General features: G+C 66.0%; 19 protein-coding genes and 1 pseudogene. 9 read left to right on the top strand and 11 right to left on the bottom strand.

The window, feature by feature from the left end; translation table 11 throughout:
- Positions 1–9: 9 nt before the first annotated feature.
- Both dnaJ and AC4PWQ_RS05065 read left to right on the top strand, forming a co-directional pair.
- Complete coding sequence (gene dnaJ, locus AC4PWQ_RS05060; RefSeq protein ID WP_492089962.1) at positions 10–1,098, top strand: molecular chaperone DnaJ; 1,089 nt, start codon at positions 10–12, stop codon at positions 1,096–1,098.
- A gap of 9 nt (positions 1,099–1,107) precedes the next feature.
- Positions 1,108–1,881, top strand: coding sequence for a 16S rRNA (uracil(1498)-N(3))-methyltransferase (locus tag AC4PWQ_RS05065; RefSeq protein ID WP_492089963.1), 774 nt, complete (start codon positions 1,108–1,110; stop codon positions 1,879–1,881).
- 148 nt (positions 1,882–2,029) lie between these two features.
- Here the strand turns inward: AC4PWQ_RS05065 and AC4PWQ_RS05070 are convergent, their stop codons facing one another.
- The 8 genes from AC4PWQ_RS05070 to AC4PWQ_RS05105 form a co-directional block, all read right to left on the bottom strand.
- On the bottom strand, positions 2,030–2,566 hold the full coding sequence (locus AC4PWQ_RS05070; protein ID WP_492089964.1) for an Imm61 family immunity protein: 537 nt from the start codon (positions 2,564–2,566) through the stop codon (positions 2,030–2,032).
- 286 nt (positions 2,567–2,852) lie between these two features.
- Positions 2,853–3,344 carry an NTP pyrophosphohydrolase gene (locus tag AC4PWQ_RS05075; protein WP_492089965.1) on the bottom strand — a complete coding sequence of 164 codons (492 nt, stop codon included), beginning with the start codon at positions 3,342–3,344 and terminating at the stop codon, positions 2,853–2,855.
- 656 nt (positions 3,345–4,000) lie between these two features.
- Entirely contained in the window at positions 4,001–4,531 is a 531-nt protein-coding gene (locus tag AC4PWQ_RS05080; RefSeq protein ID WP_371151841.1) for an Imm61 family immunity protein, read from the bottom strand.
- Positions 4,516–6,159: a TNT domain-containing protein gene (locus AC4PWQ_RS05085; protein WP_492089966.1), complete on the bottom strand. Its 1,644-nt coding sequence runs from the start codon at positions 6,157–6,159 to the stop codon at positions 4,516–4,518. The genes AC4PWQ_RS05080 and AC4PWQ_RS05085 overlap by 16 nt, the downstream gene beginning before the upstream one ends.
- 23 nt (positions 6,160–6,182) lie before the next feature.
- Positions 6,183–6,548 carry a hypothetical protein gene (locus AC4PWQ_RS05090; RefSeq protein ID WP_492089967.1) on the bottom strand — a complete coding sequence of 122 codons (366 nt, stop codon included), beginning with the start codon at positions 6,546–6,548 and terminating at the stop codon, positions 6,183–6,185.
- Between the two features lie 93 nt (positions 6,549–6,641).
- Positions 6,642–6,941 (bottom strand): WXG100 family type VII secretion target, encoded by a 300-nt coding sequence (locus tag AC4PWQ_RS05095; RefSeq protein ID WP_371164400.1) that lies wholly within the window; start codon positions 6,939–6,941, stop codon positions 6,642–6,644.
- A gap of 193 nt (positions 6,942–7,134) precedes the next feature.
- Complete coding sequence (locus AC4PWQ_RS05100) at positions 7,135–7,698, bottom strand: hypothetical protein (RefSeq protein ID WP_371151845.1); 564 nt, start codon at positions 7,696–7,698, stop codon at positions 7,135–7,137.
- Between the two features lie 202 nt (positions 7,699–7,900).
- Positions 7,901–12,295 carry a type VII secretion EssC family protein gene (locus AC4PWQ_RS05105; RefSeq protein WP_492089968.1) on the bottom strand — a complete coding sequence of 1,465 codons (4,395 nt, stop codon included), beginning with the start codon at positions 12,293–12,295 and terminating at the stop codon, positions 7,901–7,903.
- Positions 12,296–12,530: 235 nt separating this feature from the next.
- Here AC4PWQ_RS05105 and AC4PWQ_RS05110 point away from each other — a divergent pair, with 235 nt between their 5' ends.
- The 6 genes from AC4PWQ_RS05110 (at position 12,531) to AC4PWQ_RS05135 (ending at position 22,069) form a co-directional block, all read left to right on the top strand.
- Positions 12,531–15,527, top strand: a complete 2,997-nt coding sequence (locus AC4PWQ_RS05110; protein WP_492089969.1) for a hypothetical protein — start codon at positions 12,531–12,533, stop codon at positions 15,525–15,527.
- Positions 15,527–16,795 carry a type 1 periplasmic-binding domain-containing protein gene (locus AC4PWQ_RS05115; protein ID WP_492089976.1) on the top strand — a complete coding sequence of 423 codons (1,269 nt, stop codon included), beginning with the start codon at positions 15,527–15,529 and terminating at the stop codon, positions 16,793–16,795. The genes AC4PWQ_RS05110 and AC4PWQ_RS05115 overlap by 1 nt, the downstream gene beginning before the upstream one ends.
- A complete protein-coding gene (locus tag AC4PWQ_RS05120) occupies positions 16,792–18,858 on the top strand; it encodes a serine/threonine-protein kinase (RefSeq protein WP_371164404.1) in 2,067 nt (688 codons plus the stop codon). Before AC4PWQ_RS05115 ends, AC4PWQ_RS05120 begins: the two co-directional genes overlap by 4 nt.
- Before the next feature lie 226 nt (positions 18,859–19,084).
- Positions 19,085–19,828, top strand: coding sequence for a hypothetical protein (locus AC4PWQ_RS05125; RefSeq protein WP_492089970.1), 744 nt, complete (start codon positions 19,085–19,087; stop codon positions 19,826–19,828).
- Between the two features lie 255 nt (positions 19,829–20,083).
- A complete protein-coding gene (locus AC4PWQ_RS05130; protein ID WP_492089971.1) occupies positions 20,084–20,971 on the top strand; it encodes a peptidoglycan-binding domain-containing protein in 888 nt (295 codons plus the stop codon).
- Positions 20,972–21,118: 147 nt separating this feature from the next.
- Positions 21,119–22,069 carry an FtsX-like permease family protein gene (locus AC4PWQ_RS05135; protein WP_492089972.1) on the top strand — a complete coding sequence of 317 codons (951 nt, stop codon included), beginning with the start codon at positions 21,119–21,121 and terminating at the stop codon, positions 22,067–22,069.
- A gap of 21 nt (positions 22,070–22,090) precedes the next feature.
- Here AC4PWQ_RS05135 and AC4PWQ_RS05140 read toward each other — a convergent pair whose 3' ends face one another.
- The 3 genes from AC4PWQ_RS05140 to AC4PWQ_RS05150 form a co-directional block, all read right to left on the bottom strand.
- Entirely contained in the window at positions 22,091–22,750 is a 660-nt protein-coding gene (locus tag AC4PWQ_RS05140; protein ID WP_492089973.1) for an ABC transporter ATP-binding protein, read from the bottom strand.
- A 54-nt stretch (positions 22,751–22,804) separates the two neighbouring features.
- A complete protein-coding gene (locus tag AC4PWQ_RS05145) occupies positions 22,805–24,124 on the bottom strand; it encodes a hypothetical protein (protein WP_492089974.1) in 1,320 nt (439 codons plus the stop codon).
- Positions 24,125–24,213: 89 nt separating this feature from the next.
- Positions 24,214–24,810, bottom strand: coding sequence for a hypothetical protein (locus AC4PWQ_RS05150; RefSeq protein ID WP_492089975.1), 597 nt, complete (start codon positions 24,808–24,810; stop codon positions 24,214–24,216).
- Positions 24,811–25,134: 324 nt separating this feature from the next.
- Here AC4PWQ_RS05150 and AC4PWQ_RS05155 point away from each other — a divergent pair.
- A pseudogene (locus AC4PWQ_RS05155) lies at positions 25,135–26,061 on the top strand (PhoH family protein); the annotation flags it as partial.
- Positions 26,062–26,109 lie beyond the last annotated feature (48 nt).

Consider the following 26,109-nt stretch of genomic DNA (forward strand, 5'->3'; position numbering starts at 1 on the left):
AGAGGAACAATGAGCGACTTTTATGAGGTGCTAGGGGTGGCGCGTGACGCCACCCAGGCGGAGATCAAGAAGGCCTACCAGAAGCTGGCACGCAAGTACCACCCTGACCTGGCCGGCCGCTCCGAGGAAAACGAGGCGAAGATCAAGGAGATCAACGTCGCCTACGAGACCCTGTCCAACCCGGAAAAGCGCCGCGAATACGACAACCCCAGCCCGCAGGGCTTTGGTGGTTTCGGTGACTTCTTCGAGTCCTTCTTCCAGGCAGCCGGTGGCGGGATGCGCGGGCCGATGTCCCGCAGCCAACGCGGCCGCGACGCCCTGGCCCAGGTGGAGGTGACCCTGGCGGAGGCCGCGTTCGGGGTGGAGAAGGAGATCAGCTTCAACACCTACGTGCGCTGCGGCGCCTGCGAGGGCTCCTGCTGCGCGGCGGGCACCCAGCCGGTGACCTGCTCCGGTTGCGGGGGCTCCGGCACCGTGCAGCGCCTGACCCGCTCCTTCATGGGCCAGGTGGTCACCACCTCTCCGTGCGCGGAATGTCAGGGATACGGCACCGTGATCGCCTCGCCCTGCACCGAGTGTGCCGGGCAGGGCCGCGTGCCCTCCCACTCCAAGGTCAAGGTAGGCATCCCCGCCGGCGTGGGCGACGGCACCCGCATCCGCCTGTCCGGGCGCGGCGAGGCCGGTCCCGGCGGCGGCCCCAACGGGGACCTCTACGTGGAGATCGTGGAGATCGCCCACCCGACGCTGGAACGAAACGGCGACCACCTGCACGCCTTCGTCTCCATCCCGCTCACCGCCGCCGCGCTAGGCACGGTGTTCCCGCTGGAGACGCTGGATGGCGAGGAGGACGTGGAGATCCCCGCCGGCACCCAGAGCGGAGCCGAGATCCGCCTGCGTGGCATGGGAATGACCCGCCTGCACCGTCAGACGCGTGGAGATCTGTACGTGCACGTGGCGGTAGAGACGCCCACTGACCTGGACGACGCTCAGCGCGGCCTGTTGGAGCAGCTAGCCGCCCTGCGTGGTGAGGAGAGTGTGCGCCCCACCCCGCGCGGCAAGGAGAGCTTCTTCAGCCGCCTGCGTGAGGCCTTCAGTTAAGGAGTAGCCATGTCCCTGCCGGTGTTTGTGGTCAGCGAAGCCGAGTTTTCCGCCGCTGAGGGCGGGGCGAGCCTGGACGTACTGGGGCCCGAGGCACAGCACGCCGCCAGCGTGCGCCGCATCCGCGCCGGTGAGGCCGTGGACGTGGTGGACGGACGCGGCGGGCGGGCGCGCGGCACCGTCCGCTCGGCCGCCCGGGACCGGGTGACGGTGGACGTGACCACCTGGAGCAGGGAGGCCCCCGCGCAGCCCGCGCTGATCCTGGTGCAGGCCCTGGCCAAGGGCGGGCGCGACGAGCAGGCCCTAGAGACCGCCACCGAGCTGGGCATCGAGCGAGCCCTGCCCTGGCAGGCCGAGCGGTCGGTTTCCGTGTGGAGCGGCCCCAAGATCCCCAAGGCCGTGGCCCGCTGGCAGGCGATCGCGCTCGCGGCGGCCAAGCAGTCGCGCCGCTCCTGGGTGCCCACGGTGGAGCAGCCGCGCTCCACGAAGGAGCTGTGCGCCTGGATCAGGGAGCAGGCGGAAGGCGGCGCCCTGGTGGCGCTGCTACACGAGGAGGCAAGCGCCGCCCTGACCGAGCTGCCCGTACCCGCCGACTGCCCGGCCGTGGCACTGGTGGTGGGGCCCGAGGGCGGAATCGGGGAGAAGGAAACGGCCGCGCTGGTGGACACCGGCGCGAAGCTGGTGCGCCTGGGCCCCCACGTGCTGCGCACGTCCTCCGCAGGCCCGGCCGGCCTGGCCGTGCTGGCCACCAGGCTCAACCTGTGGGGCGCGCGAGCGCAGTAGTCCGGACCCCCTAGCCGATGACGTAAGCGGGTCCCCAGCTGGACTGGGCAGTCACACTTGCCGCTCCGCCGGGCGGACCCGGGCGGGGTCGATTCACCTCTTGTATCCGTCCTAGACGCGAAGAGCCTGGTGGCTTTGCCATGCCCGCTTACCTGAGGCCGCGCTCATAGATGAACTCCGCGAACAGCGGTGCGCCATTTGGCGTCAAGTAAGCGGCGAAGAGCTCCTCGATGGGGACCGTGACGATATGCGATAGGTGAGTCGCCGTCAATGGGATTCCCGAAAGCTCGCGTATGCGCATTGGGTACGAGTTGCCGGTGTGGGTATCGCGCAGCGTGGAGTAGCGGTAATCGAGCATGTATGCCTCGACCCCGTCTTTGAGGCTGCGAGCCATTCGGTATATGTCAAGCCGCGGGAAGCCAATATCTTCCCTGCAGTCGCTACAGAAGTCGGCGATCAGGCATCTTTCGATGAGTGCCAAGTCAGTGGTGAAAAAGTAAAACGATGGGGGATCTGCGCGCTCGTAGCTTCCTAAGCAATACTCCCCGTGTGTTCGCTTGACTACGTAAACTACGCTGGTCGGTCGCCAAATCTCGTAGCGATCGTCGTATTCTTCGATAGTCCCCTGAAATGCTGCACACCTTACCAGGGCTGTGAATTGGGGCGAGAATTCGAAATTCTTCATTTCAAGGGCCTTGGTTGTTGGGGCTGCGCCGTGTTGCAGTGCTTCGTGTCGGGCGTCATCTCGATCCCGCGCCGCCTGCTGCGTACTGGCCAGTCTAACTTTCCGCCCCAGGCTTCGTGGTGCGGCAGGCGGTCCGGCGGGCCGCGACCCGCGAGGGTAGCTCCCGCTCCCGGCTCTGCGAGGCTCCGACCCGGGGTAGTGGATTGCGTTCCTGTCTGCTTGGTTTGGCCCGTCCGTGCGCATCCTCCCTCAAATCCCAACACCCCGGTCGTTTGTCTGCGATGCGTTAGTTATCGGTTCGGCGTAGTAACTCTTTGGGTGGGAGTTGGTCGTGCTCGATGTAGTCCCGAAACACCTTCGCAGCCTGCTCGCCGGTGAAGACCTCCTCCGGGTGCAGTCGCCAGACGCAAAGCTCTGGGCTGCCGTTGTCCCAGGTGATCGTGGTCCACGCGTTCGGGTCCCGTACGGGTTCGCGCGCCACCACGTAGTGCTCGAACGACCTATCCGGATGCGTCACGCGCACCTCAACAGTCATCGCGGCATTGGAGCCTGCGCACTGCATGTAGCTATCGCGATGATATGAATTCTTACGTACCGCATCCGGTTCCATGTCATCAGGTCCAGCCCAGACAAGCATTGCGAAGATTCGTTTGCCGTTAAAGTGTCGCGACTTAAGGTCTAGCTCGAAATCGTCAGCAAATGACTTTGGCGTGTACTGGGGGCTGTATGATCCAATAGTGCCCTCCTCGCCGGTGTAAACTGCTTCAAAATGTTTCACAATCCCTTCACCTGTTCAAGGAATACGTCGACGATATCTATCTGGCGTCCGTCGTTTAGTGTTACGCGGGCTGGATTGTCTGGTGTGACCAGGCTATCGAATAGTTTCTGTTCCGGCCTTTTTGGGCATTCCCGCTCTTTCCTCTAGTCTGATCCATCTCTCGCCTTAAAGCTGCATAATCCGGTTGTAGAAACGCCCATTGGTCCTGCTGATCCTGTCGAGTAGGGGAGGTGCTGCTCGACTAGTGCGGTGACGCTCTCGGTCCGTGAACTCGCCTTCGTTATGTGTGCTGCCCAGGCGCTCCACGATCCAACGCCCCCGTATTCCTTAGCTGCAATCTGCGGCGCCACAGCACAGAGGCGGTCTTAACCTTGCGTGAATACGGGGTTCACGCCCACCGCCCTACCCCAGCCGTAGCGCCTCGAAACACCCCCAATTAACGCTGCCATTGCGTCGAAAATCAGTTCCCAAACCCCAGGGTCCGCCACCACTTGTGCAAGTCGAGTGAAATGTTGGTGGGGATAGTTTTACTCGATTCTGGAAGTGTGCGAGCGTTGGCGCTGAGCTCCGCGCAGTCCGCTACGGAAGGACGCGATCAGTGAAGTATAGATCGAAAATGGCGGATAGTGAGTCTGACGCGGGCTAAGAGGAACGGTTCAGCGGCCGCTCAGATCTAAGAACTCTCCTTCAAACAAAGGCCCCCCAGAGGGGGAAAGGAAAGAGCGGATTATATCGTCCAAAGACTCCCCGGCCAGATAGGAGAATCTGCTAGCAATACTGTTGTAGCGCCCAATTGTGCGAATTATAACAGGAATGATCCCCGTGGATTCGTGGCTAAGGGTGCAATGTTTAGCGTCACGTTGCTCGATGGTGTAGCCCTCTTTGACGTTTCTTGCCCACTTCATCCAGTCTAACTCTGGCAGATTTTTCTCTGCCCTGTATCCTGCACCAAGATTCGCAGCTATTTGTTTTTCCAGAAGGTGTAGTTCTGTGCTGGAGAAATCAAATCGAGGGGGGTCGTTGCGTTCGTAGGAGCCTAGTAGGTACTCCCCGTTTTGGTGAACAATGCGCATACATGTTGAATGTTTGTGCCAAACATCGTATCCCTCGGGCACGGATGTGTATCCGGCGTGCTGGCCAAGCTTGGAGATGAAATCGCGAAGCTGCTCACTCAGTTGAAAGGCCAAAGTTCTACGTAACCTTCCTCAATTAAGTCCTTCATCCTAATCGGGACATCGCCGTCCATTATTCTGAGCTGGGTTGCTCCACCCGGATAGCCAAGGCTAGGCGCTACCGAGGACACCTCGATCGTCCAATCCAGCGGAATGTCTACTAGGCGTAGCTGGTGGTAGTCCAGATCCAGAGAGGTGGTAGATATTGCTCTAGCCTCGAAGCTGAACACCTTCCCGTCATCGAGGGCGCCGAACCAAGTGCCATCGAAGTTGCCAACTCGGTCGATGACGTCTCCATACCTGTCGATGTATTGGTCCACCCTCAGCACTTGCTCACTGCCGAGTACCTCTGCTGGGTTGGTCCACTTGAAGTCATAGGGGCCTGGGCCTGTGCGGAATAGGTCGTCCCACTGTTGGGCATCAGCGATCTTCCGGCCAAATCGGCTGCCATAAGGGGCGTTTGAGGCCAGTAGGTCGCTTCCCTTAGCTCCGGGGCCGAGATTCTTGCCGGTGACATAGCGATACTTCCTGTTGACGGCAATGCGCAAGCGCTGGGCGGCACCTCTCAACCCTGCCACCATACGGCGGAACGCGGTGATCGGATGGAAGACCATGGTGTGCGCGGTCTTGCACATGCCTCTCAGCCCACGCGCAATAGTGCGCAAGCTCCCGCGGGCGAAAGTGAGGAATGCTCCTTTCAGGCCGCCGGCTGCTTTTATTGCCTTACCCAGCCCGCCCAGGGCCTTCAGGGACGAGACAGCACCGCGCAGGCCGCCCAGGCCGATGCAGCCCAGGCCGGCAAAGACCACGGAGAGGAGGGCTTCGCCCCAAGTCTTCTCCCCACCCAAGGCCAGGCCGATGTTCGCTAGTGCAGCCACGATCCCAGCGATCCCAGCAATAACCGCCAACGCCTGCCCCAGCACGGGCACCCAGCACAAGACCAGGGCCAAGATGCCGGCGATCCCTGACACCCACTCGGCGATGGTGGCGATCCAGCCCAGGATCTTGGCTCCCCAGTTCTCCCACCAGCCGTCATTAAGCCCATCGGTGGCGGTAACACCCTGGATCGCATCAATAGCGGTCTGCGCGGCTAGGTCACGCTCCCGGACGGCGTTTTGGGCCACCCGAACTTGGTTATCGATCCGGTCTTGCGCGGCATCTGCGTCCTGCCTGGCAGACCTGGCTAGCCGCGTGTAACGCACCTGCTGGTCATGCCCAAAGCCGCCCTCATCGTCGCTATTCGCGTAGTCGTCGGCCAGGTCCTGGTAATAGCGCTGGTTGTCACGGGCCTCATCGCGCTCCCACCTGGCCTGCCTGGCCGCATAGAGAGCATTCAGCGTGTCGGTCTGCACCCGGTCCAACGCCGCCGAATACGTCTCCAGCGCCTCCCCGGCCGCGCGATAACGCCCCTCGGCCTTGCCGATCCCATCGAGCAGGGTGTCGCGCTGCTCTAGTAGCGCGGTGACACTCTCGGCCCGCGAACTCGCCCCAGCCTCTAGCGCCCGCAGGCTGTCGGCGCAACGCTTGATCGCATCAGCCACACCCCGATACCGCTCCGCCCCGCTGCGCACCACCACCGGGTCCCCCGGGGTGGGGTCACCACCCAGCCCCAGGGCGCTCCAATCAGAAGGCCGCGCACTCATAGACAACTAATCCCCTCATCGCTTTAGGCGATTGTGGCTGTTGGGTGGGTGCTGGCCCCGCCACTAGTGGCGCTAACAGCGGCGCCGGCGCTGGTTGGGGTTTGGCCGTTTAGGGTGTTGGCGCCGTCTTGGTCGAGCTTGATCCACCCATGGGCCACGGCCAGGGAGGCGTCGGAGAAGGCTTTGAGGGCGTCGATGAACTTTTGGCGCTTGTCGTCCCAGTCATGGGCAAAACCCCGCACGGTCTCACTCAAAGCCCCGTGCCCCACGGCGGCGGCAATGGTGTTGGAGTTCGTGTTGGCGCTCTCAAACTCCGAAGCGATCGTCTTGGCCGAGGCCCCGATCGTGCCTAGTGCGCCAACATCAACCCTGATGGACTGCAAAACCATCCCCCCTGTTCTTGTTGCCTCGTACTAGGCCGGCCCCGGTGGGTAGGCATTAACACGCGCGCACCCACCGGGGCCGCTAGAGCCATAACGGGGTCAGCCCCGCAGGGAAGAGCTCATCTGGGTGTCCATGTCCACTACGGCGTTGGCGTACTGGGTCAGGAAGTTGCCCAGGGGTTCCATGCTCTCGTTGACCTGCTTTAGGCCGGTGGAGAGCTTTTCGAACTGCTCGGAGTAGGCGCCAGAAGCGGCCTGGGTGGTGAAACCAGAACCGATCAGGCCGTTAACAGCGGCCAGGGCTTCTTGCACCTTGCCGTCGATCTCTGCCTTGATGGAGACCAGCTGGCTGCCGATGCGACGCATCTCTTCTGGCGTGTAGCCGTACGCGTTAGCCATTACCTTGCACCCTTCCGTGTACTAGAGCACCCACGCTCACCAACGCAAAAACCCTAACCACACCAGCCCCAACCCACAACCAGTTCCAAACACAACGGTGGACAAACCCCTGCCTCCCACTGCCCGGCTACAGCCGGGCGGTGCTCAGCACGGCTCTCCGCGACTTGTCAGGGCACGCGACCGCCGGGGCGGGCTAGTTGAGCAGCCAGGCGTTCAGGTTGGCCGCGATCTCGAAGGTCGGCTGCCCACCCACGGCCATGAGGCCCTTCTGCGGGTCGGTCATCAAGACGGTCGCGTACGCGGTCTGGTGGGTGGCGATGATCAACGCGATGTAGGTCTGCCCGGCCCAGGGCAACTCGGCACAGGTGATGGATGTGATCTGGTTCTTCGGCAGCACCACGCTCGGCTCGGTGGGCTTCTTCGAGACGTCGTGGATCTCCAGGCGGTCTTCCAGAACCAGGATGGCGCGCTTGCGTCGCAGCGCGGACAAGGCGTCGTCCTTCTGGCCCAGGTGGGTCCAGGTGATGTATCCCTGCAGCAGGGCCAGGTGCGGGCGCTGCCTGAGCTGAGCCAGCCTCTCCCCGCCAAAGGACTTGCCGTGGCGCCAGACCCACAGCAAGATCGGCACCAGCGCGGCGACGACGGCCGCGAGCATGATCAGCCAGTAATCGCCGCCCCGCGCCCAGATTCGCCAGAGACCGATCGCCGCCAGGGGGAAGGCCGCCGCAGCGGTGGCGAAAGTCGTCTTCTTGTTCATCGGGGTTCACCTTTCCAGTCGCCTGCTCAAGCTTCGGGCCACGCCAAGCGTACTGAGGCCGGCCGACGGCGCGCACTGGCCATCCACAGGGACAGCCAATGGGTTGCCCGCCTCCGTGTTGAACGCCGCCCCGCCCGCCGGTACCGGATTGAACGCCGCCCCGCCCGCCTCCGCGTTGGACGACGCCCCGCCGGCCCACCGATCAGCTAGGCCGCCCGGACTCCGGCATGGGCAGCTGCACCGTCCACATCTTGCCCGAGCGCACGTACACGCCCCGGCCCAGCGGGTAGTCGCTGCGCTTGACGCGCGGCAGGTCCACCTTGAACAGCAGGTCGCCGTCCATCGGGTTGGGCTGCATCACGATGCCGTGGCGAGTGTTGCGCACCTCCGCAATCAGCTGCCAGCCCGAGGCCCAGGCGCTGGTCTCCTGCTCGGCCAGCACGAAGTGGCCGTTGCGGCGCAGCTTCTTGATCACGTCCAGCACCGGGGTTTCCGCCGGCGTGCTCACCAGCTCGCCGAGGGACTCGATGACCAGCACCACGTCCGGCAGGGCCTCGTTCTGGGCCGGTGCCTCGGCAAGCGGCTTGAGCCTGGCGGCCAGCTCCACCGCCTCCTCCGGGTCGTGCGCGGTGGCAGCCCACAGCGGCAGGGCGTGCACGCGGGAGCGGCGCGGGCCGATGAAGAAGAACTCGGCCGCCGGGGCCCAGCGGTGCATGGACTGCGTGATCGACTCCAGCGCACTGGTGCGGCCACTGCCGGGCATGCCCGCGATCATCATCGCGCCCTGGCCGGTGAACGGCATGGCGGCCAGCGTCGACTCCTCGATACCGAGCACGGGCAGCCCCTCAACGGAGTCGGGCACCTGGGAGCGGTGCACCTGGGTGTCCATCCGGACGATCGGCTGGGCCGGCGCCACGCCGCGCGCCCGCAGCTCCTCGGCCAGCGCGTCTATCGCGCGCGCCTGCTTGGCGGGCAGGGAGGAACCGCCGGGCACCGCCACCTGCAGCTCGTTGTCCTGGCCGGCAAGGACGGCGCGGCCGGGAGGAGCGTCGTCCAAAACGTCCCTGGGCACGTCCAGGCTCGCGTAGGAGTTCTGGTCGGCCTGGCGCAAAACCAGGCGGGTGGGCAGGTGGGCGGAGAGCGAAGAGGGCAGCACGCCGTGGCGCTCGGCGGTGACCATGACGTGAATGCCCACCGCGCGGCCCTCGGAAAGCAGGCGGGAGAACAGGGCGAACACGGAGTTGGGGGAGGCGTTGAGTTCGAACTCGGTGCGGAATGCCCCAAATCCGTCGATCAACAGCAGGATGCGCGCCTCGTCGGTGCTCCCAGTGGCCTGCCGGTACTCGGCGATCGAACCCACGCGGGCCGCCGCGAAGCGCGCGGAGCGCTGCTCCATCACGTCCACGAGCTTGCGCATCAGGCGGCCGATTCGCTCCAGGTCGGAGCCGTCGATGATCGAGCCAACCACCGGCAGCCCCTCCAGCATGGACAGGCCGGCCGTGGAGAAATCGATGCCGTAGATCTCGGTACGCGCCTCGGGCGAGGTCGCAGCAGCGGCGAAGGCCAGGGAGCGCAGCACTGCGGACTTACCGGAGCCGCCCGCACCGAACACGGCCAGGTTGCCGTCCTCGTCCGGCTTGTAGAAGACCGGGTGCTGGCTCTGGTGGGCCGGATCGTCCACGATGCCGAACAGCAGGCGCTCGGAGCTCGAAGACGCCCCAAAGGTGCGCCCCAGCTCCGCCAGGTCGTAGTGGGTGCCCAGCTCCGGCAGCCACGGCTTGCGCGGTGCGGGGATGCCGCACAGGTCGGCGGCCCCGGAGATCGCGGTGACCACCCGGCTGATGTCCGTGGGGGTGGACTCGTCCTCCGCGTCGTGCTGCTGCGGGCGCGGAATATCCCACGGAATACCGCTGCCGAACGTCATCGTCTCGATGTCGATGCGGCCCGGCCCTGCCTCCGCCACAGTGCGGCCGCCGGCGTAGCCCGCCTGGAACAGGGAGATGCGGCCCGGGCCGGTGCGCACGGCGGCGCGGCCCGGGATGCGCGGGTCGAACTCCGCCGCCAGCGGAGAGTCGATCACGTCCACCGAGTCGGACTCGTCGGCCATGCGTAGCGCGATACGCAGGGCCGTGTTGGCGCGCAGGTTGCCCTTGATGACGCCCGCCGGGCGCTGCGTGGCCAGGATCAGGTGCAGGCCCAGGGAGCGGCCGCGCTGGGCCACGTCCACCACGCCGTCCACGAACTCCGGCACCTCCTGCACCAGAGCCGCGAACTCGTCCACCACGATCACCAGAGAGGGCGGACACTCCGGGTCCCCGGTGCGCTCCAGGGCCGCCAGGTCCTTGGCGTTCTTCAGGTTCAACAGGTGCTCACGGTACTGCAGCTCCGCCCGCAGGGAAGTCAGGGCGCGGCGCACCAGGTGCGGGGAGAGGTCGGTAACCAGGCCCACCGAGTGGGGCAGGCGCACGCAGTCCGCGAATGCGGAGCCACCCTTGTAGTCCACAAACAGGAAGGTCACCCGCTGGGGGCTGTGCGCGGCCGCCATGCCCAGGATCCAGGACTGCAAGAACTCAGACTTACCGGCGCCGCTAGTACCGCCCACCAGTGCGTGGGGCCCCTGTCCCTTTAAGTCCAGGGTGAACTCGCCCTGCGGGCCCTGCCCCACCAGCGCGCGCAGGTTGGCGGCCCGCCGCGGCCCCTGCGCCGCACGCGTGAGCACCGAGCCGTTCTCCTGCCAGCGCTCCACGGTCACCTGCGGCGAACTGGCCAACTCGGTTCCCGCCAGCGCCAGGTAGGAGACGGCGCGGGGAATGCCGGATTGGTCGATCACGGGCGCGCCGGCGTCCTCGATCGGGGAGAGCTGACGGGCCAGATTGCCGGCCATCACCTCGGTGAGGGGCTCCACCCGGCTGATCGGGGCGTTGTACTCCTGGTCAACGAAGCCTGCGGTCACGCTGCCGTCGTCCTCGTGGGCCAGGAAGATACGGCAGTCGGCCGGGAGCTTGGCCTGGGCGTCGGCCATCCACAGCAGGTGCACCCCGGCGTCGGGGCCGTCCTTCGCCAAGGACACCAGGCGCCCGCGCTCCACCGGGGCGTCGTCCTCCACCAGCAGCACCACCGTCGGGAAGGACGCCTTGGCCTTCCTGCGGGCGTCCACGAGCTCCTCCAGCGCGGAGACCAGGGCGGAGACCGCAGCCGGCCCGGCCGCCAGGTGGGAGCCACCCAGGGGGGAATAGGGCGAGCCCACGTGCGGCAGCCACATCAGGTATTGCCACGCATCGCTGGAGTCCGCTGACGCGATCGCGCACAGCACCAGCTCGGCGGGCGAGTGCAGACAGGTCAGTTGGGCCACGAGCCCGCGCGCCACCGGCAGACGCCACTCCTCCCGTCCCGCCAATCCCAGGTTGCGGGCCTCGCTAAAGGGGGCGGTGATTGGAACGTCGTCCACGAAATTGACCTTCTCAGCCAGGTCAGTGATCCGGGCCCAGGTGGCGGCGTCGGCGTCCTTGCGGCTTGGCAGCGTCAGCTTGTTGCGCGAAAGCGCCCGCCCCATCCCCAGGTTGACGGTCAGGTAGTCCGAATCGGCGGGGCGGCGGTGCCACAGGCGCGGGCTGAGACTGAAACCGGCCTCGATCACCGAATCCAGGGTGGGGATCTCGTCGCGGCGGTGCAGGTGCTCCTCCACCAGCGCCTGCGTCAGGTCCTTCTCCAGCGCAGCGATGTCCTCCTCGAAGCGCTCCTCGTCAGCCTTGCGTGCCTTCTTCGCCGTGATCTTGGCATCCAGGTAGGTGCCCACCGCGATCAGCGGGCTCAAGCCCACAAAGATGATGCTCATGATGTTGCGGGACACGGCAAAAAGGACCGTTCCCATCAGCAGCGGCGCCACCATGGCAATCAGCGGGAACTTGCGCGCGCCCTGCTTCTTGGGGGCCTCCGGCGCGGCGAACTCGCGCCCCTTGTAGCGCACCCGCACCTGCGGGGAGCGGTTGAACGACGTCTCCACGAGCGCCGGCGAATCAGCGGCCGCAGCGCGCTCCACGATGAACGTGGTGGCGCCGGCCAAGACCGTGGTGCGCGGCCCCAGGACGGCCTGCTCCACGCGTTCGTCCGCCAAGACCAGGCCGTTGGCGGAGTGCATGTCGATGATCTCCACCTGGGCGCCTACCACGATGCGGGCATGCCGCCTGGAAATCTGGCGGTCGTTTATGACCACGTCGCAGTCGTCGCTGCGGCCGATCACGTTCGGGCCGGGGCGCAGCGGGAAGACCGCCCCGGCGTCGGGACCAGAGATCACCCGCAGACGGGCCGGCACCGAGCTGCCGGAGCTAGAACCGGTCTCCGCCCACTGCGTCAACCTGACCCGCTGACCCGAGCGCAGCGCCGCCTCCGTTACCAGCGAACGCGGGGGAAGCACCGCGATCGCGGAGTTCTCGTCAGAAAGCAACTCCAGGGTGAGGGAATTGTCCGCCGGAATGTAAAGGCTGGTCTGACCGCTGCGAATAGTGGAGGCCACATCGCAAATCGTCGTGTTGGCCTCAGCGGTCACCATTACCGGCCGGATCCCGTCCGTGGAAACCAGTTCGAGCTTCAGACGCAAAGCAGACTCCAATCCTCCCGCGCGCGGGCCCACACCCGCGTAGGCAACCCGGCACAAGGATAGAAGGTGACGGAGGTCGCTCAGTAGGGCGCGCCCGAATGGGTCCCAGGAAGGGCAATAAATCTCCGGTAGCCTGTTGCAGATGGTCTTCGATCGGAGGCAACTCGTGAGGCAAGGAACTGGCGGCAACAGCGGTTTGCGGGTGCGCAGGTCGCTTACGGCTCTGTTGAGTGCGGTGGCTATTGGGGCAGGCGCGGCGGCGCAGGCCAGCAGCGCACCGGAAGCGCCCGGCGGCGCGGAGCTACAGCACGTGACCGTCAAGCTGAGCCCGTCCGCTGCGGTGACCGCGATCAACGTGGACACCATGCACAGGGGCGGGGACGGCGCGGTGGTGCAAAACCAGACCAGCCTGGCCCCCGCGCAGTCCGCCCAACAGCTGCCGGTACGCGTGCGCACCATGTGGTGGCACGACTCCAAGGTGGGCACCGATCTTTCCCAGCTCAAGGGGCTCTCCGGGCGCTTCGTGCTCCAGTGGTCGGTGGAGAACCTGACCGCCAAGCCGGAGGAGATCACCTACGAATCCAACGGCGCGCAGTTCCGCCAGCGCGAACTCGTGGCCACCCCGCTGACCGTGGCAGCCTCTGCGCGGGTGGAGACCGGTGACGTTGTGATTGGTGCCCAGGAGGGGCGGGCCGCCACCGACGGCGTGGTGGCTCCCTTGAGTGAGGGCGTCACCACCGTGCAGTGGGCAGCCCTGCTGGCCCCGCCCGTGCTCAGCCCTGCCACCACCTTCACCCTGGTGGTGGACAGCAAGGACTTCGAAGCCCCCGAGTTCACCATGACGGTGGAGGGCGGCATCACCACAGACCCCTCGGTAACGGCCGTGGTCAACACCGCCTTCGGGGCAAACGGGGACGCCGGCAAGACCGAACTGGAGATCGTCAACACCGTTTCCGGGGTGTCCAAGAACCTCACCGAGGCCCGCGACTTCGTGGACCAGGTGCACCGCACCCTGCAGGGTGATGTCTCCGCGATCGCCGGGCGCACCTTCACCGACCTGCAGTCCAGCTCCAAGCGTGTCACCGACCAGCTCACGGCCACCAGCGAGCAGCTAAAGAACATCAGCTCCTCCACCGAGTCCGCCATCGGCTCCGCCACCAACGGCACCCAGCAGGGCTTGAAGTCCCTGGTTTCCTCCTTCAACGCCCTGCTAGGTGACAACAACTCGCCCAAGATGACCCAGGCGGCGGTGCAGGGCTGCACCGTCACCCTGCCGCAGCTGGCGGAGGGCGAGCAGCGCACCATCACCTCGATGTTCGCGCTCGTCAACGCGCAGATGGGCGTGATGGGCGCGGTCTTTGAGGACTCCGACCAGAGCGAGAGCTGCCGCGACGCGCTCGTGGCCGGCCTGACCCGCGCCGTCGGCGATCCGAAGGCATACGAGGACAAGGCGAACGCCGATGCCTGTGAGGCACCGGAGAGCACCGACAAGTCCCTGGCCTGCTCCCTGTACCGCGTGGAGCGCGGCTTTGCCTCCGCCGTGTCGGACCTGACCGGCCTGTCCACCCAGGCCCTGGGGCACTACCAGAACCTGGGCACCGAGACGCTGATGGACGCCCTGCAGGGCGCCGACGGCCTGGCCGCCCAGCTCACCAGCATCTCCGCAGAGTTGGATGAACTCAAGGCCAGCAACACCACGCTCTCCGACCAGTCCAGCACCCAGGTGAACAGCCTGCGTCAGTACACCAACGCCGCTATCGAGGCCGTGGGCAGGGCCCGCACCGAGCTGACCGGCGTGCGCACCGCTGTGGATGCGGTGGCGCGGGAGCTGCAGGAGTTGGAGGACAAGCTGGTCTCCGGTGCCACGGACGCCCCCGGCCTCTTTGACATCCTGGACGGGTTGGAGGCGAACCACGACCAGGCCAAGCCAGTGGGCCCGTGGCTGAACGAGTCCGGCATGGTGGCCGCCCTGGACGCCCGCGTCGTGGAGGCGATCGCCGCCGGTTCCGCGTGCGACGCCACCTGGGCGGCGGGCATCACCGAGACCTCCACCGCCGCCGACATCTCCGCTGCCCTGGCGAAGCTGGCCAAGCCTGACTGCGCCCTGGGGGAGTTGGCCGCCGCCACCGATGCGCTGGTGGTCGCCTACGACCAGGCCCAGGCCGCTGCGGCGCAGCTGCAAAGCGGCGTGGACAGCGCGCGCGCCAAGGCCGCCGAGGCCGAGGAGGAGCTGAACCAGATCGCCGCCGAGCTCTCCGAGGCGCAGCAGCTAGTGGCCGCAGGCTCCAGCGTGGAACAGCTGCTGGACGGCCTCTACAAGGAGGGCACCGGCCCGGAGACGCAGGCCACGGGCGCCCTGGCGGAGATCGAGAAGGTACTGGGCTCGACCGAGGGAATCGGCTCTGGTGGGGTGAACTCCAAGATTGACGCGCTGACCGCCCACCTCGATACCGTCTGGCCCGACGCCACGGTGCTGCCTCTCCCGGACCCCGCCGGCTGCCCGGCGGTGGAGCAGGAGGCCACCCAGCCGCAGGCCCCCGGCCAGGCCGTGATGTGGCTGGCCAACCGCCTCTACTGCACCGACAAGCACCTGGGCACCGCGCTGTCCTCCCTGAAGGATGAGATCACGCAGGCGCAGACGGCGGTGGACAAGGAACTGGACACCGCCCGCACGAACGCGCAGGGCACCCTGGCCGCCGCCACGGCGGAGGTGGACGCGCTGGGCAAGCAGCTGGCTGACGTGATGAACCAGCAGCGCGCCCAGACCCAGAAGGACGTCTCTGACCTGGTCACGGAGGCCAAGGCCAAGACGGAAGCCGACCTCACCAAGGCGCTGGACGACCTCTCGCTGTCCATGAACAACACGCTGGATGGACTGCAGAACGCCCTGTCTCGCTCCGCCGAGCAGTCCGTGTCCGTCTCCACCCAGCTTTCCTCCGAGTTCTCCACGCTGTTGCTCAACCTGGGCCAGCCGGGCACGGACAACCGCCTGGGCTTGATCGGCAAGCTGTACGGCATCACCACGGACGTGGGGGAGACGGGCAACGTGCTCAACGGCGTGGACGGCACGGTGACCAGCTTTGCCGACTCCCGCAAGGGGGCGCTGCGCCGCATCAACCTCCACTCGGCCATCTACCAGCGGGCCCAGCTGTTGGAGGAGTCCTTTAAGCCGTTTAGCACCTCTGAGACCCCGGTACTCACGGTCGTAACGTTCACCATGGGAGGCGAGTGATGAAGGCAGCTAACCGCGTGGCTGGGGCCGCTAGTGCCCTCCTGGCCTTGGGGCTGCTTGCCGGTTGTGCCGACGACGTTGCCGCACCGCCCGCCCCGGCGCCGACCGTGGAGTCCTACGTGCAGCCCGACGCCGGCCTGACCGCCGCCCTGACGGAGGGGCAGGAAGTGCGCATCGGGGTGCTCGTGGGGCCCGTGGAGGGGGCCGGCGCCGAGTTCCGCCCCCTGGTGGAGGGCGCCAACCTGGCCGCCTACCGGTTCGCGCTGGTCGGGGCCGACGTGAGCCTGGAGGTGGCGCTGGACGACGGCACTGCCTCCGGTGCGGCCAGCGCCGTGAAGTCCCTGCTGGACAAGGGGGTGAGCGGGATCGTGGTTGCCTCCCAGGCCGATTCGCACCTCTCCGATGCGTTGAAGCTCGCCAACGCGGCCGGTAGCGCCGTGATCTCCCTGTATTCGGCCGCCACCGACGCCGAGGTGTGGAGCCTGGCCGCTGACTCTGGCGCCCTGCGCCAGGCGGTGGCCGACGCTCTGGCCGGTGCGAACGCCAAGAAGCCTTTCGTGGCCCTGGCACCCTCCCGGCAGGCGCCCGTGGACGGGGCGCGTTTAGCCACCATCGACGACGCTGCCAAGACGGCCGATGCGATTAAGGCTGCGGTGGATGCCCGCGAGGTGGACTCGGTGGTGGTTTCTGCCCCGGCCGCGCAGAGTGCCGCGCTGGTCACCGCCCTGGATGCGCGCCTGGGTGGGGCGCAGATTCCGATCTTGGTGAGCGCCGAGGCGGTGACGCCGAGCTTCGGTGAGGCGGTGATGGCGGCGGGCGCCGCCGAGGGCCGCCTGCTGACGGTGGGGACCACCTCTGTCGACCTGACCGCCCTGTCCCCGGGGGAGGATGGCAGTGCGGCCTCCGCCTTCTTCACCTCCATGCGCCTGGCCATGGGGGACGCGGACTGCATGAACCTTTACCGCGACGACCCTTGTTCCCAGTCGATGCACCTGGCCGACGCCGCCAGCCATGACGCCGTGGTGGCGCTGGTGCGCGCCGTCGAGGCCGCCGGGAGCACCGAGCCCGCCGCCGTCCGCGAGGCCCTGGCCGGACTGTCCCTGAGCACCGCAGACGGCCTGGCGGGCGGAAGCCTGGACTTCCGCAGCAAGAGCGCGCTGCCCGCCAGCGAGCTGAAGACCCTGCACGCCTCCACCGCAAACCCGGGCATGCGGCCCGTGCCGGCCGGGCAGCAGGGAGCACACTCTTTGTTCTGGTTCTCCGAGTGAACGCATTTGCCCGTCCGAGCGCGCTGGGCAGCCGCTACATCCTCACGGAGTTGATCGGTAGGGGCGCCACTGGCGAGGTGTGGCGTGCCACCGACGTCACCACCGGCCGCCCGGTGGCCGCCAAGGTGCTCAAGGAACACCACAGCGCCGACCCGGCGCTCCTGGCGCGTTTTGTGCAGGAGCGTAACGTGCTGCTGGGCCTAGATCACCCGCAGGTGGTCAAGGTGAGGGACCTGGTGGTGGAGGGCACCACGCTGGCGATCGTCATGGACCTGGTGGAGGGTCCGTCCCTCTCCGCGCTGCTGGCCTCTCGGGGCACGCTGAGCCCCGGCGAGGCGGTGGAGCTGACCATAGGCATCCTGCAGGCACTGGCCATCGCCCATTCCCAGGGGATCGTGCACCGGGACATCAAGACGGACAACGTGCTGCTGGCCGCCTCCGGTCCCCTGGATCGTCACTGCGTGCGCCTGGTGGACTTCGGCATCGCCAAGATCCTGGAGGACTCCCCGGGGGCGCGAGAGGCGATCGGCACGCCCAAGTACATGGCTCCGGAGCTCTTCGCCTACGGCACCGCGTTTGAGACATCCGATGTCTACTCGGTCGGGATCGTGCTCTACCAGCTGCTGGCCGGTCGCACCCCCTTTGGGGGCATGGGCGGCCCGACTGCGGTGGGGATAAGGCACATCGAGTCCCTGCCACCGGTTTTGCCCGTCGATGGCGCGCTGTGGCGACTGCTGAGCGGGATGCTGGCGAAGAACCCGGTCCACCGCCTGCCCGCCGCAGAGCTGGTTACCGCGTTTTGTAACCTACCGCTGTCGGTGTGGCAGGCCCCCGCCCTGCCGGTGCAGCCGGACGTTACCGGCTGGGAGAAGTCCCCGCTGACTATCCCCGGGCGGGAGGAGATCGAGGCGCTGTCTCGCGGCAAGGCAGAGCCGGCCGAGCAGCCCTCGCCCCCGCAGCCAGGTCCTGCTGCCGAGACGGCGGAGGAGGACCCGGACCAGACCTCGCTAAACGACTGGCGCCCACTGCCCAAGCGGGCGGAAACAGCCCCCACACAGGCCGAGCCTGCGGAGTCCGAACAGGCCGGGGACGCCACGCTGCTCAAGAGCGCCGCACTACCTGCCCCCGAGTCCGCCCCCAAGACCGCGCCGGAGAAGAAGAGCCGCAAGCCCCTGTACCTGCTGCTCGGTGCGGCCGCGGGAGTGGTGGCCCTTTCCTTTGGTGCCCTGGCCCTGACCGGCCAGCTGTCCGATGGGCAGAAGGAGGCGGCGAGCCCGGAGATAACCACCCAGGCCGCCCAGCTGGTGGGCGACTTCACGGAGAGCGGCCTGCGCGTGGACCTGGGGGCCGCCTGGGACAAGGAGGTCTCCACCACCCGGTTGACGTTGACCAGCTCCGTGGCGCCGGGCGCGAGCCTTTCGGGCGAGATGCTGGTGGTGATCCCGGACGTGGACGGCGGCTGCGCGCAGGTGGAGGAGCAGGAGGGGCTAACCCGCGTGAAGGCCTCCACGGACGGGTTGAACGTGCCGTGTGGCTACTACTTTGATCTGGAACGCCTCACCGCCGGCCAGAAGCAGGAAGTGACAATTTCGGTAGGCCTGAAGCTAGTGGGCGAGGACTCCAAGGTGCTGGACTCCTACGAGGATTGGTTGCGTGACGTACAGCGCGAAACCGGTGACGCACTGGCCTCCATGACGGGCACCCGCTTCGCCCTGCAACGGGTGACCGGAATCAGCGTCACCGCCACCTCCGTGAGCCTGGAGGGCACCGCCGCCACCCCTGTGCCCTACCTGGTCAAGGCGAAGTGGCGGGGCAAGCACGACGCCGCGCTGGAGACCGACCTGCTCTCGTCTGACACCCTGGACGGCATGGAGGTCGACGCCCTGCTGGACCTGACCGGGGGAGATGGCCTGGACGCGGTCAGCCTGACCACCTGCTCCTCGGCCCGCGTGATCGGCACGCGCGTCCTGGCAGAGCAGCCGGACAACAACTGTTTCGTGGAGATTGAACTGGGCGTCATGAAGAGCCCGCGGGCCAGCTTCCAGGCGCGAATGAAGAATTAGCTCTGCTCGCCTTAAACAAGTTTTCTGTTGACAGAATGCGAACCCAGACTATAGGGTGTGTTTGGTATCACTGTTAGCGATTGTGTTGATGTGGCGGTAGAGTGGCGCTGATTTTAGGGTTCGCGCCAAAGGTGTTTGGCGAATATTGAATAAGTAGATTGTCCATTCTGCTACCAAGTAGCACGTCCTGGGTTTTCAGATGTGTGCGAAGCTGGAGGGAGGGCTCTTGAAGATTAAGCTGGTCGTAGCGTCGTTTGTTGTAGCGTTATCTGCAGGGGCTTGCTCCCAAGGTGAAGTCGTTCAGCCAGGCGGGGTTGTGCAGGGGCAGGCCATGTATGACTACTCGGCGTGGAAGCCTGCGACAAAGGTCGAACTTGCTCCCCAGAGTCCCGAGCAGATGAGCGCCGATCGCCTTAGCTGGGTGGAGGCAAACCGTACCGTGATGGGAATAGGTGAAAGCGTCCCTGTTCCCGATCTGGTTAGGTGGATAGAGCTAGGGGAAAACCATCAACCAATCGTCGACTGCATGGCCCAAAACGGATTTGCCGTTAGCTTGGATCAGACTGGCGAAGGTTTGCGTTTCGATTCAGCAACAGCAGGCTCGGGCGATTCGGGTGCTTCTCCGGTTTCTCTGCAGATTTGGCTTTGCTACGCGCAGTTCACCCCCAAGAGCGTCGTTGTAGAACATTCTCCAGAGATGGATGCTGTGCTCTACGAGTACTACACGACTTTCTTCGTTCCGTGCATGCGAAGCGCGGGTGTGGAGTTTGCTGAGGAGCCGCCCTCAAAGGATGTGTGGTTGGCCAGCCGTTTGAACCCGCAGGGGGCCTCCGCCGCTAGCTGGGAACCAGTGAATCTCGATACCTGGAGCGCGGAGAGCCAGCGCAAGTTTGGATCGTACGAGGCGCAGTTAGAGTTGTTTGAGCGCTGCCCTGCCCGTCCACCTGCCGCTGCGCTGTACGGTGAGTAGCACGCAAGAACGCCAGTGAGGGTAGGGGCAATGAGGCAAGTTAAACGTGAATCCCCGCGTCCGCTGAGGGTGTCCCTCATCGTGCTCTGTGTTGCCGTCTTGACAGGCTTGAGTTTCTGGGCCGGGATGCAGATTAGAAGTGGTGGGCAGCCTGCGGCAAACCCTGGCGCGGAGCCGGTCTTTGCCACCGCGCAACGGGTTGAAGTGGGTAGAACGCTCACTCTGACAGTGCGGGTTGAACAGCCTCAGACTCCCGTGGCGGCCAATCTGATGTCCGGTGTACTCACGTCACTGCCGGGAGAAGTCAGTGCAGATGTCGGCACTGAGCTGTATCGCGTGAATGATGTGCCGGTTCGTTCGGTTGAGGGGAGGGTCCCCTTCTATCGGGAAATGTCCCGAGAGGCAAAAGGGACAGACGTCCTTCAGCTGAACAATGCCCTCGTCGAGCTGGGCTACCTGAGTGAGGCAGTCGACCAGTTTGACGCGTACACCGAAGCGGCGGTCAAGCAGTGGCAAAAGGAACTGGGACTGCAACAGACGGGGATAGTAGCTGCTGGTGAATTGGTCGCATTGCCGTCTCTACCGGCTCACCTAGTGCTGGATGGTGAAAAGCACCGGCTTGGTTCGGTCCTTTCCGGAGGGGAATCTATCGTGATGTCACCCTCCGTAACGCCGTCTTTCCACTTGGTTCTCTCCAACACGCAGGTGCCGCTAGTGCCGACTGGCGCGCCGGTGCGTGTTCTCCACGCGGACCACGCCTGGCCCGCCATTACGGGCGAAGGCAAAGTTCAGGAAGACGGCAGTACCCACGTCGCGTTAATCGCCCCAGACGGGGGACTGGTCTGCCAGGACCAATGCGGAACGCTTCCCGCCGAAGCCGCTCTCACACTCGTCGCCGAAGTAGTACTCGTGCCGAAGGCTCAGGGAATCGGAATTCCGCAAGCGGCGTTGAGACAAGGGCCGGACGGGGAGTACTCGGTGCGCCAACGATCTGAGGGCGCGGTGGTGTCCGTGCCAGTCTCGGTGATCTCGGTGCAGGATGGCGTTGCGGTAGTTACCGGTTTGGAAGCCGGGGCTCAAGTGGAGATATCCGGGCCCGAGCCCGGCGCGGGTCCCCCAGCGCCCTCGGTTAGCCCGTCGTGAGGTGTTTGGGCAATGCGACTTGGGCACCTGATCCTGCTCTCTTGGCGCACGGCTGTGACGAGGAGAGTCGCTAGTGCGCTGATCACGATAGTTGTGGCAGCAACCTGCGTTCTGACCCTGTTGACGGTAGGACGCTCTGCGGCACAAATGACGGCGCTCGCTGACTCCCTGAACGAGCCCCGTTCCCGTCTTCTGACCTTGCGCTCGCAGGGTGAGGCAGACTTCATTACGCCCGCTGCGGTGACTCAAGTACGTGGCTTGTCTCAAGTCCAGGTGGGCGTCGGCCTGAGCTTTCCCGTGGACGTAAGAAACGGTAGGTTGCCCGGGGTGGCCGCCGTACCCCTTTGGCGCGTTACCCATGAGCTCGACGTGGCTCGCATCGTCTCGGGACGCGCGCCCAACGAGGGGGAAGCCATCATCGCAGAAGATGCCGCAGTTGGTCAGAGCATCGACCTGCCCGTCGGCTATGTAGAAGACGCGGCGGGAGGCCAGTACCCAATCGTAGGAATCTTTGCCCCTCTGCCGGGTTTTGAGTTTCTGTCTGCTGGCCTTGTAACGCCCGCGCAGGATGGCGACCTTCTCTCCTCGCTGAGTTTGCTAGTCAGAAGAGTGGACCTCACTGCCCCAACCCTGGCGACAGTTGTGAGCATTCTTGGGTCCCCGTCCCCAGACAAGCTGGCCATTCAGAACCCACCTGGTCTTGGCATGGCTGGTGAGCTGCTGCGGCGCTCCCTCGGTTCCTATCACTACGCCGCGCTACTCATTTCCTTGGCTGCGGGGGGAGTTTTCACCATTGCCGTGGTTGTTTCTGACGTTCTAGCGAACCGGCGCGATCTGGGCCGACGCAGAGCGCTGGGAATGACACGGGCGGACCTCGTGCTCTTTACGGTGTTGCGCACGGTTCTGCCAGCTGCGGTTGGTGGGGTCTTGGCTGCAGCCGCAACAAGCGGATACTTCCTTTACGCTGGGGCGCCCTTGGTGTGGCAGCAAACATTAGCCCTGCTCATTACCCTGCTGACGTCTACGGTCGGCTCAGCTCTATTGCCGGCGATCTGGGCCTCGCGGATAGATCCGGTTAAGGTCTTACGCTCGCCCTAACCAAGCTGATGGTCTGGGCCCCTACAGTTCCAGCACGGAGTCAGACAACCTATTGACCTCTGGGTCGTGGGTCGCGATTACTACGGTTCGACCCTCGTCAGCAGCGGATCGAAGGGCCTCTATGACGGTGAGCGCGTTCCCGGGGTCTAGGTTGCCTGTCGGCTCGTCAGCAAGAATGAAGTCCGGTTCGTTCACAAGTGCACGGCACACAGCCACGCGCTGGGCCTGGCCGCCGGAGGTCTGGCCGGGCTTGTGGTCCTTGCGTTCCCCAAGGCCGAACTTGTCCAAGAGAGTGCTCGCTCGCTGGCGAAGCCGGGCCGGATCCTGCCCCATATAGAAGCCCGGTTCCATCACCGAGTCCAAAACGGTTTGAGAGGGATCCAGCTCCGAGTCTTGGAACACGAAACCCAGTTGTCTAGAACGTATTCTTGAACGGGCACTATCTGGCAGGTGGGAAACAGGTTTCGAGTTTATGAGAACTGCCCCGCTAGTCGGCGATAGCAGCAAACCTAGTATGTAGAGCAGCGTGGACTTTCCGCGCCCCGACGGTCCGGTTACGGCGGTCAGCTTTCCCGGCGCGAAGGAATGCGAAAGCCCTCCGTAGAGCTCCTCCCCGCCCTTGGTGTACCTGAAACGCAAGTCGCGCACGGCAAGCTGAGGGGAATCTGTGTTGAGTTCCATAACTCCTCCATTGCAGTGCCGAAACGAGTGTGCCAAGAGGGCTGCGCCCGCTGCTCAGTTCTCCTCTGGGTAGAACCAGGAGCCGCCCAGCGCGACGGCGTCGCACAGTTCCAGGATCTCCTTGCGGGCAAACAGGTGCGGCGTGGTGAAGACCAGGTGGGCCAGCGTGATCGGGTCGCCGGGTACCTCCAGCCAGTAGTCGGCCATGAGCAGCGGGGTGTTCCCGCCGCCCACCTCGGTGGCGCCCTGCACGGTGCGGGTGTGCCGCAGCAGGCGGTCGTCTGCGGTCTCCACCAGCACCAGGTCATCCTCCGGCCCGGCGTCGGCGCGCAGCTTCTGCTCCAGCAGCTCGAAGGCCGTGGCCTTGCCGGAGGAGCCCACAGAGTGCCAGTAGGTGACCACGTTCAGGGCGGCGGCAGCCTGGTTGGTGCGGGCCACCAGGAAGGCGAATTCGCGCCCGCCCTGCGCGGCGGCGTCCGAGGCGGTGCGCGCCAGCCAGGTGCGCATCTCGTGACGCAGCTGCGCACCGGCGTCAGAGAGCTGCACCGTTTGCTTCTTCACCAGCGCCTGAATCTGCTCCTTGCGTCTGGCCTCGTTCGCGGTCAGGTCGATGGTGGCCCAGTGGGAGGGCAGGTCCAGCAGGTAGGCGGCGGCCGGGCGGGCAGGGCGGGTGGCAACGTCGTCCCATTCCTCGCCCTGCCCCGCTGCATCGGCCTCGTCCTCGCCTAGCGGGGGCTGCGTCATCACCAGCAGCTGCTGCAGCACAAAGACGTCGATCGCGTCGGCCTCCTCCTTGTCGGGGGCGGAGTCGATCACCAGCTGGTGAAACGAATCGGCATCCGAGACCACGTAGTCCACCAGCACGGCGCCGTGGCGGATCACGAACAGCCCCTCGGTGCCGTGGCGGTCGGCGCAGTAAGCCTCGGCGCTGGAGTAGATGTGCAGGTTGGGCAGCCCGGTGCCGGGATCCGTGAAGGCAACCGGACGAACCTCGCCCCGCGTGTCCAGGCCGACCGGCAGGATCGCCACGTCCTCCGCCAGGGCGTCCAGGATGTCGGCCAGGGAACCGGAGGCCTCCGCGAGCGCCTGGGAGCCCAACTCCTTCAGCGGGGCCACCGGGAGCACCCGAACCCCCTCGGGCACCTGCGGGGCGGCGGCCTCGCCCTGCAGCGCGAGCGAAAAGACCAGGTCGGCGTCGAAGCCCGCCTCGGCGCGGCGAATCCCACCCGCCTCCGCTGTCGTTGCCTCCGCGTCCGTCACCGCCGCGTCGGTCGCCTCGGGCACTTGCTCAACGATCTTGCCGATGATCGGGCCCACGTTGGCGGGCATGGATTCGAGCAGAACGGGCACCCTGTCAGCATTTTCAACACGCACGGGCCAATCCTATGCGGGCTGCCCGGCCAAATCGCGGGCCCGCGCGCCAACACCCCGGCAAGTCCGCCGGGCGCGAAGAATCACGCGGGTCACTGCCCGCCAGAGAAGTCGATGGACCCGGTCATGCCGGCGTGCCAGCGGTAGAGCTGCTGGGCCACGTCCGCCGTGCCCGGAGCAACCGGCCTGCCCTGCATGTCCACCTTCGGCAGCATCAGCACAAGCGCGATGGTGCCGGCGCGGGTGTCGATGAACAGCGCCGATTCCGGCCGCCGCAGGAACGAGACCGGCTCCAGGCGAATCCCCACCACGTCGGCCTGCCGCAGCACGATCGGCGCGTTGGCTTCCTTCTTGCGCAGGTCGTGCAGCTCGAGCGCCTCCCGGGAGATCACCAGCGCGGCCTCGTTCTTCAGGATGCCGATCTTGTCCTGCGAGCCGTCCAGCGGGAGCGGCAGCATGGTGGCTGGGTGGACGATCACGCCCTTACGTCGGCGCAGCTTTTGCATGGGGGCCTGGCCCCTCCTGAATCCCCAGGCGAGGAAAGCCACGATGATCACCACGGCCACCGCCACCGCAGCCATCAGCGACCAAAAGTAGGTGGGCCCCTCATTCCAGGCCATCCACACCCCGAGGGCCACGAACGCGACGAACGCCAGCGAGGAAATGCCCCCGCCGGGAGCCTGATTCATAGTCGGTACCTCGCTGTTCTCTGCCGCCGTGCGGCCACGGGACGGTATTGGGCCGCGCCCCTCAACCAGTACAGTCCGATTCGGCCGGTGGGCGCAAGCCTGCCGTGCGCGGCCTGTGCAAGGCGGCCGCCCCGCCGTAAGGCGCGAGGGGATGGACGACGTTGCCGCCTTCCCGCCCGGCCAAGCAAGGCCGCTGCGCCGCAGGGCGAGGGAAACAAGGAGGCGCGAGAGGCGTCGTCGGCCCTTACCATTGAATGCAAAGTGCCCAAGTGGGCGAAGCGAACAAAGGAGAACGGGGTAAGCCCCCAAACCATGCGTAAGGCGATGAACCCGGCCGCCGCCCTCGGCAGCGCCATCCCCGGCCCGGCACAGCTTGCCCCGGCGCCACAGGAGCGGGCGCAGACCAACCGCACCGTAACGATCCCGCCGGAGGTGGACCCGCTGCTGGTGCTCGGCACGCGCGACGAGGTGCTGCGCGCCCTGGCCGACGGCTTCAAACACCTGCAGGTCCACTCGCGCGGCGCGGAAATCACCTTCACCGGCGCCGCCTCCCAGGTGGAGCTGGCCGCCAACCTGGCCGGTGAACTGATCGCGCTTGCCCGCGACGGCAAGAGCCTGACCCCGGACGCCGTGGCGCGCGCCGCCTCCATCCTCACCAGCCACGCAGAAGACCGCTCCTCCTCGGTGCTCGGCACGGACATTGTCTCCAACCGGGGCAAGACCATCCGCCCCAAGACGCTGGGGCAGAAGGCGTACGTGGACGCGATCGACGCCAACACGATCGTCTTTGGGGTGGGGCCGGCCGGCACCGGCAAGACCTACCTGGCGATGGCCAAGGCAGTCCACGCCCTGCAAAACGGCATGGTGAGGCGAATCGTGCTCACCCGCCCCGCCGTGGAGGCCGGCGAAAACCTGGGCTACCTGCCCGGCTCGCTGACCGACAAGATCGACCCCTACCTGCGCCCGCTCTACGACGCGCTGCACGACATGATCGACCCGCAGCAGATCCCCAAGCTCATGGCGGCCGGCACCATCGAGGTGGCGCCCCTGGCCTACATGCGCGGCCGCACCCTCAACGACGCCTTCATCATCCTGGACGAGGCGCAAAACACCACGCCCGCGCAGATGAAGATGTTCCTTACCCGCCTGGGCTTTGGCTCCCACGTGGTGGTCACGGGCGACGTCTCCCAGGTGGACCTGCCGCGCGGAGTGCGCAGCGGGCTGCAGGTGGTGCAAGAGATCCTGCCCGGCTGAAGCGGCGCACGAAAAACGTCTATGGGTCCCAAGAGACTCGTTGTG

It is taken from the genome of Buchananella sp. 103232, from assembly GCF_058725725.1.